At 63.4% G+C, this 15126-nt stretch carries 12 protein-coding genes; 11 read left to right on the forward strand and 1 reads right to left on the reverse strand.

Features of this window, described 5'->3' with window-relative positions:
• Window positions 1-163: 163 nt before the first annotated feature.
• The 7 genes from acpS (at window position 164) to FY258_RS05790 (ending at window position 8696) form a co-directional block, all read left to right on the forward strand.
• Window positions 164-724 carry a holo-ACP synthase gene (acpS, locus tag FY258_RS05760; protein ID WP_118104058.1) on the forward strand — a complete coding sequence of 187 codons (561 nt, stop codon included), beginning with the start codon at window positions 164-166 and terminating at the stop codon, window positions 722-724.
• Window positions 725-729: 5 nt separating this feature from the next.
• Window positions 730-2337 carry an NAD(P)H-hydrate dehydratase gene (locus FY258_RS05765; RefSeq protein ID WP_118104060.1) on the forward strand — a complete coding sequence of 536 codons (1608 nt, stop codon included), beginning with the start codon at window positions 730-732 and terminating at the stop codon, window positions 2335-2337.
• The gene (gene alr, locus FY258_RS05770) at window positions 2337-3488 is read left to right on the forward strand and encodes an alanine racemase (RefSeq protein ID WP_118104062.1); all 1152 of its coding nucleotides are present in this window, start codon (window positions 2337-2339) and stop codon (window positions 3486-3488) included. The genes FY258_RS05765 and alr overlap by 1 nt, the downstream gene beginning before the upstream one ends.
• A 48-nt stretch (window positions 3489-3536) precedes the next feature.
• Window positions 3537-4217: a uracil-DNA glycosylase gene (locus FY258_RS05775; RefSeq protein WP_118104064.1), complete on the forward strand. Its 681-nt coding sequence runs from the start codon at window positions 3537-3539 to the stop codon at window positions 4215-4217.
• A 2-nt stretch (window positions 4218-4219) separates the two neighbouring features.
• Window positions 4220-4729 (forward strand): tRNA (adenosine(37)-N6)-threonylcarbamoyltransferase complex ATPase subunit type 1 TsaE, encoded by a 510-nt coding sequence (gene tsaE / locus FY258_RS05780; RefSeq protein WP_118104066.1) that lies wholly within the window; start codon window positions 4220-4222, stop codon window positions 4727-4729.
• Window positions 4730-4783: 54 nt separating this feature from the next.
• Complete coding sequence (tsaD, locus tag FY258_RS05785) at window positions 4784-7219, forward strand: tRNA (adenosine(37)-N6)-threonylcarbamoyltransferase complex transferase subunit TsaD (RefSeq protein WP_118104068.1); 2436 nt, start codon at window positions 4784-4786, stop codon at window positions 7217-7219.
• Between the two features lie 103 nt (window positions 7220-7322).
• Window positions 7323-8696, forward strand: coding sequence for an IS3 family transposase (locus FY258_RS05790; protein WP_220396018.1), 1374 nt, complete (start codon window positions 7323-7325; stop codon window positions 8694-8696).
• Window positions 8697-8809: 113 nt separating this feature from the next.
• Here the strand turns inward: FY258_RS05790 and FY258_RS05795 are convergent, their stop codons facing one another.
• On the reverse strand, window positions 8810-8980 hold the full coding sequence (locus FY258_RS05795) for a DUF6724 family protein (protein ID WP_182279451.1): 171 nt from the start codon (window positions 8978-8980) through the stop codon (window positions 8810-8812).
• Between the two features lie 172 nt (window positions 8981-9152).
• Between FY258_RS05795 and serS the strand changes: the two genes are divergently transcribed.
• The 4 genes from serS to FY258_RS05815 all read left to right on the forward strand — a co-directional run bounded on the left by serS (window position 9153) and on the right by FY258_RS05815 (window position 14828).
• A complete protein-coding gene (serS, locus tag FY258_RS05800; RefSeq protein WP_118104070.1) occupies window positions 9153-10445 on the forward strand; it encodes a serine--tRNA ligase in 1293 nt (430 codons plus the stop codon).
• Window positions 10446-10596: 151 nt separating this feature from the next.
• Window positions 10597-11781 carry an FprA family A-type flavoprotein gene (locus FY258_RS05805; RefSeq protein ID WP_006723865.1) on the forward strand — a complete coding sequence of 395 codons (1185 nt, stop codon included), beginning with the start codon at window positions 10597-10599 and terminating at the stop codon, window positions 11779-11781.
• Window positions 11782-11933: 152 nt separating this feature from the next.
• A complete protein-coding gene (locus FY258_RS05810; protein ID WP_118104072.1) occupies window positions 11934-13490 on the forward strand; it encodes a Mur ligase family protein in 1557 nt (518 codons plus the stop codon).
• 105 nt (window positions 13491-13595) lie between these two features.
• Window positions 13596-14828, forward strand: coding sequence for a DUF362 domain-containing protein (locus FY258_RS05815; protein WP_182279452.1), 1233 nt, complete (start codon window positions 13596-13598; stop codon window positions 14826-14828).
• Window positions 14829-15126: the final 298 nt, after the last annotated feature.

Consider the following 15126-nt stretch of genomic DNA (forward strand, 5'->3'; position numbering starts at 1 on the left):
GGGGTCCCCTCGGGGGCCCTCTTTTGCTATGTCGATAGGTTATGGGGCCGTTAAGGCTCCTTTTTTATGTGCCATACCGCTCTGCGTGCTCTTGAAGGCGCAAGGCAATCTTCAATGGCTACAATAGGAACGTTATACGCTCAGGTTTTGCAGGGAGGTGCACATGGCTGAAGCCGGTATCGGCGTTGATATCGTTGAAATCTCGCGCATGGAGCGCATCATGCATGTAACGCCCTCATTCATCACGAGAATGTTTACGGAGGAAGAGCGCGCATATTGCGATGCCTCAGCTCGCCCGGCGGCTCACTATGCATGTCGTTTTGCTGCACGCGAGGCTGTGCTCAAGTCTCTTGGCGCTGGATTTGGCCAAGAGGGCGTGGGTCGAAACGATGTGTGTACCTCACGTGATTCCAATGGCAAGCCTATCGCCGTCCTTTCTGGCGGTGCTCAGGCGGTCGCAGAGCGTCTTGGTGTTCAGGAAGTCGCCATTTCCCTGTCTTTCACTGGGGATCTGGCGATTGCCAACGCGTTGGCAATCACTGCCGAATCAAGACCTAAGCCCAAAGAGGATAGGATTTCCGAGCGTCAGGTGATTGCGCAGTCGTTCCGAGAAGCGCGCAGTGTGCTCGATGAGCTCGAGCGCGTGCAGGATTTCGAGGTCGACATTTTGGCTCAGAGTGATTCTGAGCCAGACCCCAGCATCTTGAAAGCTGATAAGGAGTAGCGAGTATGAGGCCGGTTCTTTCTGTCGAGGAGACGCTTCGCCTCGAAGATCTCATTGAAAAAGAGGGCACTTCCAAGGCTGCCCTCATGGAATACGCTGGTGAATTCCTCGCCAGCGTTGCGATGAAGGCCCATCCGCATCATGCCGTGGTCCTGGTTGGGTTTGGCAATAACGGTGGTGATGGCTGGGTCGCCGCTGATATACTGAGTCAAAAGGGTGTCACGGTCGACGTCGTGAGTCCTATCGAGCCCAATGAGATCAAAAGCCCTATTGCTCGTCACGTCGCCCGCCGCACGGCTGGCAGGGATGTCAACGTTGTCGTTGGCCCGTCGCGCGACGAGCTCGTCGAGATTCTCGCGCCTGCGGATATCGTTGTGGATGCCATTCTGGGTACCGGTTTCAGCGGTGCTGTCCGAGCTCCTTTTTCCATCTGGATTCCGACGCTGAACGAGATGGACATGATGGTTGTTTCGGCTGATGTCCCCTCTGGGCTGAATGCGGAAACGGGCGAGGTCGAAGGTCCGTGTGTCCAGGCGACGTATACCGCCACCATGCTTGCGCCTAAGATCGGGTTGTATAGCGGCGAGGGTCCCGAGTTTGCAGGTGATATCCTGTGCGGAGAGCTGTACGACCGTCTTGATGAGGTCATCGACGACGTCGAGCATGCCGCCGATATCGTCGAGCCCGCCGATCTCATCGAGTACTTCCCCGAGCTTCCTGCTCATGTGAACAAATACAGCCGCGGTTCCGTATTGGTTGTCGCTGGTTCTTCGGCGTATCCTGGCGCCGCGATTATGGCGGCCAAGGCGGCCGCCCGTGCGGGCGCAGGCTATGTCACCGTTGCCACGCCCGATCCGTGCGCGAATCTCATTCGCATGGCACTGCCGAGCATTCCCGTGGTGGGAATCCCAGCCGACACGCGCGGCGCATTTGGTGCCGCTGCAGGTTCGGCCGTACGCGTTCTTGCCGGAAAATTCGATTGTGTCCTTTGTGGCCCCGGTATGACGACTGCAGCCGGCGGTATGCAGGTGGTCACGGAGCTTCTGAAAAGCGACGTGCCTCTAGTCCTTGATGCCGATGCGCTCAACTGCATGAGTCGGCTTGCCATTGGCGGTATTGACACCACTCCCGACGTTTATCGTCGCGAGGCACCGCTCATCCTTACCCCGCATTATCGCGAACTGTCTCGTCTGGTTGGGGGAGAGCCGGTAGAGGATCTGGGCACGGCGATCGACGCGGCGCAACGTCTGCTGTGGGCCGCCGGTTCGGACAACATGGTGGTGGTTGCCAAGGGTCCTCGAACTGCAATCGTGGGTGTCGAGCGCGTGCTGCTGCCCAAGAGCGGGCCCGCTTCGCTTGCCACGGCGGGTTCCGGTGATGTGCTTGCGGGAATTATCGCCGGCAATGTCGCGGTCAGCCACGGTGAGGTCGATCGCTGGGAGATGCAGTGTGCCTACTCTGTCGCCGTCCATTCGTTTACGGGACATATCGCCGCTGCGGCGATGGGTGAGCGCAGTGTGATCGCCACGGACTTGATCGACGCGATCGGTGATGCCATGGGAGTTGTTGAGGAAGAGGCCCTCAAGGACGCTGGAATCGAGTTGGGAGCATAATGCAGACGCTACACGAGCCGCCGACGCGCTGGGCGTGGGCTGAGATCGACACCGGGGCGCTGCGCAGGAACACGAGGGCGTTCAAGAGCCTGGTCGGTCCGCGCCAGCGCTTGTGCTGCGTGGTCAAGGCCGATGCCTATGGACACGGTGTGGCCAATTGCGCCAAGGTGATGCATGCGGCGGGTGCCGACATGTTTGCCGTTGCCACTGTCCTGGAGGGCGTGGCGCTGCGTGAGGCGGGGCAGAAGCTGCCCATCCTGCTGTTGAGCGAGCCCCCGCAGGGCGCCATCGACACTCTGCTCGAGTATGACATCATGCCTTCGGTATACTCGCCCGAGTTCGCCTGGGCCTATGGTGAGCGCGCCGCGGCGCTCGGCCGAGTGGGCAAGTACCACATAGCCATCAATACCGGAATGAACCGCATCGGCGTTCATTGCACGGAGGTCGTCGACTTCCGCCGCAGCGTAGACTTCCATGCGGGCTTGGAGTGCAACGGCACGTTCACTCATTTCGCGACCGCCGACGATCCTGATGGCTGGGATCATCAACTGCAGTGCAAGCGTTTCACCGAGGCGATCTCGGCGTTGCGCGAGGCCGGATTCGATCCCGGTATCGTGCACTGTGACAACACGCCCGGATCGGTGCTGAATCCCGCGATGCACTTCGACATGATTCGCGCTGGAATCGGCCTCTATGGCCTTCAGCCCTGCGAGCGCACCGCCTCCGTTCTTCCGCTCGAGCCCGTCATGAGCATCCGCGCGCGCGTGACGCACACGTGCTATCCGGCCATGGGCGAGGGCGTGGGCTATGGCTTCACCTATCGGGTGCCGCGAACGCGCGTTGAGGTGTGCACGCTGCCGATCGGGTATGCCGATGGCCTGCCGCGCGTCCTGTCGAATCGCATGGACGTCCTGTTCCGCGGGGAGCGCATCCGTCAGATCGGCAACATCTGCATGGACCAATGTATGGTTGCCGTGTCCGAGACCTCGTTGCGTCCGACGCAGGAGGCCGAGGTGGGCGATCTGATGACGATCGTGGGCCGTGATGGCGATGCGCAGATCACGCTCGACGAGCTGGCCCGGGCTTGTGGGACCATCAACTATGAGCTTGCGTGCGGTTTTGGCATGCGCTTGGAGAAGATTTACGTGTAACGGCGCCCGCCTGTGGGCGGCGTTCGAACGATAAGGGGGAGCAGCACCATGGGTGTCATGCACATTCCCGGACATACGGGCCAAAAGCCGCGCGAGGTCTCGCTCGATGAGATTCGTTCCGTCATGGGCGATTGCCGTGCGTGTCAGCTTTGCCAGACGCGCACGAACATCGTCTTTGGCGTGGGCAATCCGCGCGCCCGCGTGATGTTTGTGGGTGAGGCGCCGGGAAAGAACGAGGATCTGCAGGGCGAGCCGTTCGTGGGGCGTGCCGGTGAAAACCTCAATCGAATCCTCTCCCTTGCGGGCCTCGAACGCGAGGACATCTATATCGCCAACGTTCTCAAATGCCGTCCTCCGCAGAATCGCAATCCCCAGGCGGACGAGGTGTTGGCATGCTCGCCGTATCTGCGCGAGCAGATTCGCAGTATCTGGCCAGATGTCATCGTCACGCTGGGCAACCCGGCGAGCCACTTCGTGCTCAAGACCGAGGTCGGCATCACCAAACTGCGCGGTCGTTTTCACCAGATGGGTCATTTCACCGTCATGCCGACGTTTCATCCGGCGGCGGCGTTGCGCAACCCGGCGTGGCAGGCGCTGCTCGAGGAGGACTTCCGCATGCTCGGGGCGTACCTGGCGGAGCATCCCGTCGATGTTGGCCTGAACGCGGCGCGTGCGGCTGCTCCCGAAAATGACGCCACCGCCAGCGCACTTCCTGAGATTGAGGAATAGGCATGGCGCTTGAGTATAGGGGCCCGCGCGCGTATGCGAGCGCGGGTGTGGATGACACCGTGCACTTGGGCGAGCTGGTCGCCGGCTGCCTGGAGGACGGCGACGTGCTCGTTTTGACGGGTGGACTGGGTGTGGGAAAGACGCACTTCACCAAGGGCGTCTCGGCCGGCCTGGGTGACGGCCATCCCGTCACGAGCCCCACGTTCGCCCTTATGGCCGTGCACGACGGTGGCCGCATTCCCTTGTTTCACTTCGACTTGTACCGCCTGGAGCACGCCTTTGAGCTCGAGGACACGGGTATTTTCGACGTACTGGGGTATGAGGGCGCGTGCCTGCTTGAATGGGGCGAGCAGTTCCAGGACGAACTGACCGATGAGTACTTAGGCGTGATCATCTCGCGCGTCGACGGGGATGAGTCCCTGCGTGAGATCGTGCTCGAGCCCCACGGTGCACGTGCAGAGCGCCTGGCCGCCGCCATCGATGCTGTAGTGCGCGCGGGCGACGCTGCCTAATGTCTCAATTTGTACCTGTCACCAATTGAGATCTGAACGCTTGGAGCGAGAGAGATGAAACTAGACGAACTGCGGACGCTGATCGTGGCAATCGATACCTCCACGGACATGCTTTCCTGCGCGGTGGCGTGGTGGACGCCCGAGGTCTTCTTCGATGACAGGCCTTCGCGGGCCTCGGTCGAGGTCCTCTCCTCCCGTGATCACCTGTGCCGCAGGCGGGCGAATGTCGAGCTCATCCAAACGGTGCGTGAGGCCCTTGATGAGGCCGGTATGTCCATGTCCGATGTGGGGGGGTTCCTCGTGGGCCGTGGGCCGGGTTCCTTTACCGGCGTGCGCATCGGCATCTCCACCGCAAAGGGTCTTGCCCGCGGTGCAAACGTGCCCCTGATGGGGACTTCGACGCTCGACGCTTGTGCATGGACCGCTTGGAAGGCGGGCACGCGCGGCCTGGTGGGCGTTGCCGCGGATGCCATGCGCGGTGAGGTGTACCCCGCGCTGTATACGCTGGATGATGAGGGTCCGCACCGGATGTTCGAGCGCGAGCGTGTGGTGAAGGCCGCGGTCGCGGTGGAGGAGTGGGCCGAGCGCGCCGATGCGGGCGAGTTGCAGCTCACCGGCGACGGGCTGGTGCGCTACGGCAAGCTGTTCGAGGAGGCGGGCCTTATGGCGCGCGCCCTTCCGCGCGAACTGTGGTGGCTCACGGGTGAGGGTGTGCTGCTGGCCGCTGCATGTCCCGAAGGCCTGGCCGCTGCGGGCAGCACGGACCCGGCGGCGGTGCTGCCGGTGTACACGCGCCTTTCCGATGCCGAGGAGAACGAGCGTCGTCGTTTGGGCCTGGCGGAGAGCGTGAACACGGGCATCACCGGTGTGGCCGACGAGCTCGCCGGACGCCACTTGCAGGTGCGCCCCATGGCCGCAGCCGATGCCGAGGCCATGGCCGCGCTCGAGCGCGAGTGCTTCGAGGGCGCGGGGCACGAGCCGTGGAGCGCGAACCTGTTCTTGGCTGAGCTTTCCGAAGGTGCCGCGGCCGCCCGCTCTTGGTGGGTCGCCCATGACAACGGAGAGTTGATCGGCTTTGCCGGTGGCATGGTGGTCGATAAAGACGTCGAGATCCTCGACGTTGCCGTTTCGCCTGCACATAGGCGCGAGGGTATCGCGCGTAAGCTCCTCGCGCATGTGAGCTACGATGCGCAGATGCTCGGCTGCACGAGTGCTTCGCTCGAGGTTGAGGCCGATAACGAATCCGCTCGTGCTCTCTATGCGAATCTGGGATTCGAGCAGATCGGTTGTCGTCGCGGGTACTATGGGGCCGGCCGCGATGCGTATGTGATGCGTGCTCCGCTGCCGCTGGTTTTGCCCGTGGACGCCGCATCGCCGGAGCCCACGGCCGCTTTGGCGCGCGAATGGCCGTTGCCGGCGCCCTCGCGCACGGCCGATGAGGCGGCCGAGATCGAGCGCCGCCAACTCATCCTCGCCATCGAGAGCTCCTGCGACGAGACAGCGGTGGCCATCGTGGATGTCGAGGGCAACCTGTTGGCCAACCAGGTGTCGACCCAGATCGATTTCCATGCTCGCTTTGGCGGCGTGGTTCCCGAGATCGCCTCGCGCAAGCACGTGGAGGTCATCGTCGGTGTGGTGGATGCTGCGCTGGAGGAGGCTGCCGAGAGCCTCGGTTTGACGGGCGGGGCCATCACCCCTGCCGAGCTCGCGGCGGTTGGCGTGACCCAGGGGCCCGGTCTGGTGGGCGCGCTTGTGGTGGGCGTGGCGTTCGCCAAGGGCTTTGCGCTTGCGGCCGACAAACCGCTCATCTGCGTGAATCACCTCGAGGGGCACCTGTTCGCCAATAAGCTCACCACCCCCGACTTGGAGCCACCGTTCATCTTCACGCTCGTCTCGGGTGGACACACCATGCTTGTGCACGTACGCGCCTGGGGTGATTACGAGGTCTTGGGCGAGACGCTCGACGACGCGGTGGGCGAGGCATTTGACAAGGTCGCCAAGGCGCTGGGCCTCGGATATCCCGGCGGCCCGATCATCTCGCGCTTGGCGGAAGGCGGTAATCCCAAGGCCATCGACTTCCCGCGTGCCCTCAACAGCCGCGGAGACTACCGCTTCTCGCTCTCCGGCCTGAAGACCGCGGTCACGCTCTACATCGAGCAGGAGACGGCGGCTGGTCGCGCCATTCACCTGCCCGACCTGGCCGCCTCCTTCGAGGCCGCCGTGTTCGACGTGCAGTACAAGAAAGCCAAGTGCGCCCTGCGGGAGACGGGTGCGCGCGAGTACTGCATCGGCGGTGGTGTGGCGGCAAACCCGCATCTGCGTCAGATGATGATTGAGAAGCTCGGGCGCCAGGGTATCCGCGTGACGGTGCCCCCGCAAAACGCGTGCACCGACAACGCCGCCATGATCGCGGTGGTCGCGCGCGAGAAGTTTTTGCGCGGGGAGTTCGCCGAGTTCACGGTGGACGCCGACCCGAACATGACCTTGTAGGCCACGGGTTCGAACGAAAAAAAGGCCCCCATCAGCGTGGAGTTGAACTGCCTCCCATTTCTTGGACAAGGAAATAGAAGTCCGAGAGATGGGAGGCCTTCTCATGTCCATCGACCTGAGATTGAGGCACGACCGGTCGACCAGGGAGCGCGCGGCCGAGATGTTCGAGAGGGGGCTCGGCTACAGATCCGTCGCCAGGGCCCTTGGCGTTCCCGCCGAGGCCGTGAGAGACTGGCTGGGGAAGTACCGAGCGACCGGGAGGGACGGGCTCCTCGCCATGGATGGAAGGCAGGCAAGATACGACTTCGAGACCAAGGTCGCCGCGGCCAGCTCCGTGGTCGACGGCGGGATGGCCAAGCCCGAGGCGATGGAGCGCTTCGGCATCGCGAGCGCGACGCCGCTGAAGCGGTGGTGCAGGCTGTACCGCGAGGGCGGCGCCGACGCGCTCCGGCCCAAGCCGAAGGGCCGGCCGAGGGGGTCGGGCGCGAGGGCCGCGCCGGCGACCCGCGAGCAGGGGCTCGAGCGCGAGGTCCGCAGGCTCGAGGCGCAGGTGGCGTACCTAAAAAAAATCGATAGCCCTGAAGGCGGAGCTCGGCTTGCCGCTCGGGACCGGGCGGCGGCCGTAGCCGCGCTTTCGGGGCGCTTCACCCTGGCCGACCTGCTGGCGGCGGCGTCGCTGCCCGGGTCGACCTACTACTACGCGCTGTCGCACCCCAAGGGGCCCACCAGGCCCGAACTGCGCCCCAGGGCCGCCGAGATCTTCGGCAGGCTCCCCAACGGGGTCGGCCACAGGCAGATAGCGATGGAGCTGAGGGCCGTCGACGGCGAGCGGATAGCCGACAAGACGGTCCTCAAGATGATGCGCGAGATGGGGCTCAGGTGCGGGATCCGCCGCGAGACCGACTACCACCGGTACAACTCCTACGGGGGCGAGGTCGGCGAGACCTTCGAGAACGTCCTCGGCCGCGACTTCGGGGCGGACGGCCCCTGGCGGAAGATGGGCACCGACGTCACCGAGTTCAGGCTCTCCTTCGGCGGGGCCTACCTCGCGCCCGTCTACGACTTCGGCAGCAGGGAGATCGTGGCCCACTCGATATCCATGCATCCCGACCTCGCCCAGCAGGAGGAGATGCTAGCGATGCTGGCGGAGGCGAAGCCGGCGTGGTCGGAGCCGATCATGCAGATGGACATGGGATGGCAGTACCAGCACGCCGAGTTCGTCGCGGCGCTCAAGGGAATGGGCGTCGTCCAGAGCATGTCCAGGAAGGGAAACTGCCTGGACAACGCATGCACGGAGGGGATGTTCGGCCACCTGAAGGACGAGTTCCTCCGCGGGCGCGACTGGGACACGTTCGAGGCGTTCAAGGCGGACCTGGAGGGCTACATCCACCACTGGAACAACGTGAGGCGCCAGGTCAAGCTGAAGGGCCTGACCCCGGTGGAGTTCCGGGAGCAGGCCCTTCGGGAGGCCGCCTAGCGGTTATGATTTATCGAGTCCAAGTTTCGGGGCGCAGTTCAAGTTTGCTGATGGGGGCCATGTTGCGACGCGAGGGTCGGTCATGGCGCGAAGGGCCGGTGTGACGCGAGGGGCTAGTCCCAGAAGCTGTCCTCGTCATCGCCCTTGGGGCCGCGGTCGACGTACATCTTGTGGGTGCGCTTTTCCAGGATGAAGGCGACGATGCCGAAGATGACGATGCCCGCGAAGAACAAGACGCCGACGCCCAGGCGGGTGCCGAAGAGGAAGTTGAAGACCTGATCCATTGCGCTGTCCTGCTTTCTTGCTGGAATACATGGCGAAATACGCTCACCAGTATATACTTGCACTGCACCAACATGCATCGCATCGCGGCATCTTCGCGATGAGCCGCCGCGCCGTGGCCCAGATCGCCCGGGCCGCGGCGATGATTTTATGAGAGATGAACACGGAGGGACTATGCTCGACATCAAATTCGTTCGCGAGAACCCCGAGGCGCTCGACGCCGCCATGGCGAACCGCCAGGGCTCCTGGGACCGTGAGCGCTTCTTCGCGCTCGATGAGGAGCGCCGCTCCGTCATCGCAGAGGTCGAGGACCTGCAGGCCACCCGCAACGCCGAGTCCAAGAAGATCGGCGTCCTCATGAAGGAGGGCAAGCGCGACGAGGCTGAGGCTGCCAAGGACGCCGTTCGCCAGGTCAACGAGAAGATCGAGGTGCTCGGCGCGCGCCGTGCCGAACTCGACGCCGAGGTCTCCGACTTCATGGCCCGCATCCCCAACATCCCGGCCGACGTCACGCCCGTGGGCAAGGATGAGAACGAGAACCCCGAGCGCCGTCGCGTGGGCGAGCCCCGCGACTTCGCCGCCGAGGGCTTTGAGCCCAAGGCCCATTGGGACCTGGGTGTCGAGACCGGCATCCTGGACTTCGACCGCGGAGCCAAGCTTTCCGGCGCTCGTTTCACCGTGCTCTCCGGCGCCGGCGCCACGCTCGACCGTGCACTGCAGAACTTCTTCCTGAACACGCATATCTCTCGCGGCTTCGCCGAGTTCATTCCGCCGGTCATCGTCAACCGCGAGATCATGTACGGTACCGGCCAGCTGCCCAAGTTCGAGGATGACGCCTATCACACCGGCGAGGATCAGTTCCTGATCCCCACCGCCGAGGTCGCCCTCACCAACCTGCACGCCGGTGAGGTGCTCGACGCCTCCCAGCTCCCGCTGCGCTACACCGCGGGTACCCCGTGCTTCCGCGAGGAGGCCGGTTCTGCTGGTCGCGATACCCGCGGCATCATCCGTCAGCACCAGTTCACCAAGGTGGAGATGGTCAAGTTCGCCAAGCCCGAGGAGTCCGATGACGAGCTCGAGAGCATGGTGGCCGAGGCCGAGTTCATCCTGCAGCAGCTTGGCCTGCCGTACCGCGTGATCTCCCTGTGCACTGGCGACCTGGGCTTCTCCGCCCGTCAGACCTACGACATCGAGGTTTGGCTGCCGAGCTACAACGCGTACAAGGAGATTTCCTCCTGCTCCAACTGCGGTGACTTCCAGGCCCGTCGCGCGAACATCAAGTACCGCGACCCCGAGAACTTCAAGGGCCAGCGCTTCGTGCACACCCTGAATGGTTCCGGCCTGCCCACCGGTCGCACCATGGCCGCGATCATGGAGAACTACCAGAATGCCGACGGCTCCATCACGGTGCCCGAGGTGCTGCGCCCCTACATGGGCGGCATCGAGCGCATCGAGCCGCTGGCGTAAGGCCGCATAGATCACGGTGACCCTTATGGACGCCCGCTCGTGTATCCGGGCGGGCGTCTTGCGTATGGGGCGCAGGTGCATCGTGGTGCATTGCGCCCGTGATATGATGCTTAGATGAACACATCGCGTTGCATGGGAGAGAGGAACCGACATGCTGAACGCTATTGAGATCTCGCCGAAGGTTTGGTGGGTTGGCGGCATCGATTGGAACGAGCGCCTGTTCCACGGCTACACCACCGAGCGCGGCATCACCTATAACGCCTACCTCATCATGGACGAGAAGATCACCTTGATCGACACGTGCAAGGCGACGTTTGCCGATGAGCTCGTGCAGCGTATCTCGCAGGTCGTCGACCCCGCCAAGATCGATGTGGTCATTACCAACCATGTCGAGATGGATCACTCCGGCTCCCTGCCCGTGATCCACAAAATCGCCCCCAACGCCGAGATCTACGCTTCCGCCGGTGCCGGCGTCAACGAGCTCCGCGCCCACTTTGGTATCGAGGCCACGCCCGTGAAGACGGGTGACACCCTCTGCATCGGCGAGCGCACCCTGAGCTTTGTGACCACCCCGATGGTCCATTGGCCCGACAACATGGTCACGTACTCCGACGTCGATAAGATCCTGTTCTCCAACGACGCGTTCGGCCAGCATTTTGCCACCACCAAGCGCTTCGACGACGAGAACGATATGTGCGAGGTCATGAAGCAGGCCAAGAAGTACTACGCCAACATCGTGTGGCCGTACGGCATGCAGGCCGGTCGCGCGCTTGCCGCGGTCAAGGGCCTCGAGCTCAAGATGATCGCCCCCAGCCATGGCTGCATCTGGCGCTCCCACATCGACGAGATTATCGCCAAGTACGAGGAGTGGACCACGTATCAGACGCAGGAGAAGGCCGTCGTGGTGTTCGACTCCATGTGGCACTCCACCGAGTCCATGGCGCGCGAGATTTGCGACGCCTTCATCGCCGAGGGTATCTCCGCCCAGCTCATCGACGTCAAGAGCACGCATATCTCCGACATCATGCTCTACATGTGCGATGCCAAGTACGTGGCTGTTGGCTCGCCCACGCTCAATTCCAACATGCTGCCCACCGTGGCGAGCTTCCTCACGTACATGCGCGGCCTTTCGCCCAAGAACGAGCAGCGTATCGGCCTGGCGTTCGGTTCGTACGGTTGGGCTCCACTCGGCCCCAAACAGGTGTACGCCGAGCTCGAGAACGCCAAGTTCCAGCTGCCCGTGCCGGTCGTGGCGCAGCAGTGGGTGCCTTCCGAGGAGAACCTCGCCGAGCTGCAGGGCACCGTCCGCAAGATGATCGAGGCCGCCCGCGCCTAATGCCGGGCAGGTGACTCGTGCCCGTCTCGAGTCTTTGAGGGGCGGCCCCGAGGGGTCGCCCTTTTTGCCAGAGCACCGCCTTGCAGGTGCGTGATCGGATCCATCACCGCCCGGTGTAAAACCGGTGTGCGGTTCGTACACAAGGAGCTTCAATGGTGGATACGCTGCAGATGACCAGGAGTCTGGGTTCGTATGCCGATGTGCTCGCCGATGCGGGCATCGTGCGCGAGGACGTGCGCGACGAGGCCCGTGGGATCGAGATCGCATATGCGACCGATGATTCGCGGCGCGTGGTACCGCGGACGCTGTTCGTGTGCAAGGGCGCCGCGTTCAAGCGCGAGTACCTGCTGCAGGCGCTCGCCGCCGGTGCGGTTGCCTATGTGTCCGAGGTCGATTATGAGGTCGATGATGAGGTGGGGCATAAGGTCCCGCGCGTGCTGGTGAACGATATCCGCACGGCGCTCGGGCTGCTCGCCGATGCCGCATACGACCATCCTTCCGGCCGGGTGAAGGTGTGCGCCTTCACGGGCACCAAGGGCAAGACCACGAGTGCATATTACCTGCGCTCGATTCTGTCCGAGCATGCACGTGAGACGGGGCGCCCCGTTCCGGCTCTGCTGACGGGAGTCGAGTACGATGACGGAGTCGAGCACGGCGACTCACTGCTCACCACGCCCGAGTCCTTCGAGCTCGAGCGGCGGTTCGCCAATGCCGCCAGCGTGGGTTGCGAGCACGTGGTCATGGAGGCGTCGAGCCAGGCCATCAAGTTCCGCCGCACGCTCGGGGTGGACTTTGCCGTGGGTGCGTTCACGAATTTCGGCGAGGACCACATCTCTCCCATCGAGCACCCCACGCTCGAAGATTATCTCGAGAGCAAGTTGCTGCTGTTCGAGCGCTGCCGCGTGGCCGTGGTGAATCTCGACATGGACGTGGCCGAGCGGGCGCTCGCCGTCGCCCATGCCTCACGTACGGTCGAGCGCGTGCTTACCTATTCGCTCGAGGACGCGGCGGCCGATGTGTTCGTGCCGTCTTATGTCCGCACCGAGCGCGGTATCCGTGCGACGGTGTGCACGCCGCGGTTCGCCCGCGAGCTCATGATTCCCTCACCTGCGGTGTTCAACTTGAGCAATGCCCTGGGCGCCATCGCGTGCGCCGAGGCGCTGGAAGTCTCGGCCGACGCGATCGAGACGGGCCTTTCCCGGGCCTACGCACCCGGTCGCATGGAGCTGTATCCGAGCGAGAGTGGCCGCATCATGGGCGTGGTCGATTACGCTCATAACGGCATGAGCCTGGAGACGCTCCTGCGCGATTTGCGCGCGAGTTATCCCGATCGCGAGTTCGCCGTGGTGTTCGGCGCAACGGGCGGCAAGGGCGTCGATCGCCGCGAGACCATGGGTGAGGCGGCCGGAAAGCTCGCCGACCGCATCGTTATTACCGAGGACGATCCCGGTCCCGAGGACCCCGCCCTCATCTGTGACGCCATCGCCCGCGCCGTGAGCGCGCAGGGCAACGAGAGCTGGCAGGTCGTGCTCGATCGAAGCGAGGCCATACGCACCGCGGTGAACGAGACGCACGGCCCCGCCGTCGTGATCGTGACGGGTAAGGGCAACGACCCGTTTATGCTTCGCCACGGTGTGCGCGAGCCGTATGAGCCCGACGGCGATCAGCTGCGCCGCGCCTTGGCGGACTGGGAGCGCGAGCACGTCTAGGTGCTCTGCGCCCGCCCGAACGCCGGTTTTGTGGCGGCTCCCCGGCGGGCCGCCAGTCGTACAATCGAGAATGACCGAGATGTTTGTCTGAGAGAAAGAGGACTCATGGCCGATTCGCCTGCCACCGCCGCTTCCACGGGAGCCGATCTTATGGCCGAGCCTGCCAAGGTGTATTACATCAACTTGCGCACGCACGGACGCGAGAGCCAACTCGACAAGCTCAAGCGCCTCATCCGCCGTGCCGGCATCGAGCAGATCGACTTCGAGAACAAGTTCGTCGCCATCAAGATTCACTTTGGCGAGCTGGGGAACCTCTCCTTCCTGCGTCCCAACTATGCACGTGCCGTTGCCGACGTGGTGAAGGAGCTCGGCGGCATGCCCTTCCTCACCGACTGCAATACGCTGTACGTGGGCAGCCGCAAGAACGCGCTCGAGCACATCGACTGTGCGTACCAGAATGGTTTTACGCCGTATGCCACCGGCTGCCAGGTCATCATCGCCGACGGCCTCAAGGGTACCGACGAGACGCTCGTTCCGGTGAAAAACGGGGAGTACGTGCAGGAAGCCAAGATCGGCCACGCCCTGATGGACGCCGATATCGTGATCTCGCTTACGCATTTCAAGGGACACGAGCAGGCGGGTTTTGGCGGCTGTATGAAGAACCTCGGCATGGGAGGCGGCAGCCGCGCCGGCAAGATGGAACAGCACGCGGCTGGCAAGCCGAGTGTGGATGAGGCCAAGTGCATCGGATGCCGCGCGTGCGAGCGCATCTGCGCGCATGGCGCCGTGAGTTTCCCCACGACGCGCGAGCGCACGCTCAAGAACGGGCGTGTGGTCGAATCTCCCGTGGCGCGCATCGACCACGATCGTTGCCTGGGATGCGGGCGCTGCATCGGCGCGTGCAATCAGGATGCCATCGAGCCCGATTACGATGCCGCCGCCGACGTGCTCAACTACAAGATCGCCGAGTACACGCAGGCCATCGTGCAGGATCGTCCGAGTTTTCACATCTCGCTCGCCATCGACGTGAGCCCCAACTGCGATTGCCATCCAGAGAATGACACGCCCATCGTGCCCGATATCGGCATGTTCGCGAGCTTCGATCCCGTGGCTATCGATCAGGCGTGCATCGACATGGCGCTCGCCATGCCCGCGATGCCCGACACGGTGCTCACCGAGATGCGCGAAAAGCTCGAGGCGGCGGGAGAGGTCCCCGAGCACTGCGAGCACGACCACTTCAACATGACGCACCCCGACACCAACTGGCGGAGCATGATCGAGCACGGCGAGAAGATCGGTTTGGGCACCAGCGCCTATGAGCTCATCGAGGTGAAGTAGCCCGGGTGCTTGGTGCCTGGGACTTGGAGTTTGGGATTCGAACCTTCAAACTGGGATTTGGAAACACGAGAATGGTCGCGATTTGCCAGGCTGCGACAGCGTGGCATTTTGCGACCATTTCTTTGCTTGCTGGCAGCTGGAAATGGTCGAAATTTTCCAGGCTGTTGCACAGTGGCAATTCCCGACCGCTTTCCGATGACGGGGCACATGATAATGGTCGCAATCCACCAGACTGATACACAGTGGTGGATTGCGACCGTTTTGCTGAGCCTGATTCGACTATAAGGTGCCGTCTGCC

It is taken from the genome of Collinsella intestinalis (assembly GCF_902364775.2).
GTDB lineage: Bacteria > Actinomycetota > Coriobacteriia > Coriobacteriales > Coriobacteriaceae > Collinsella.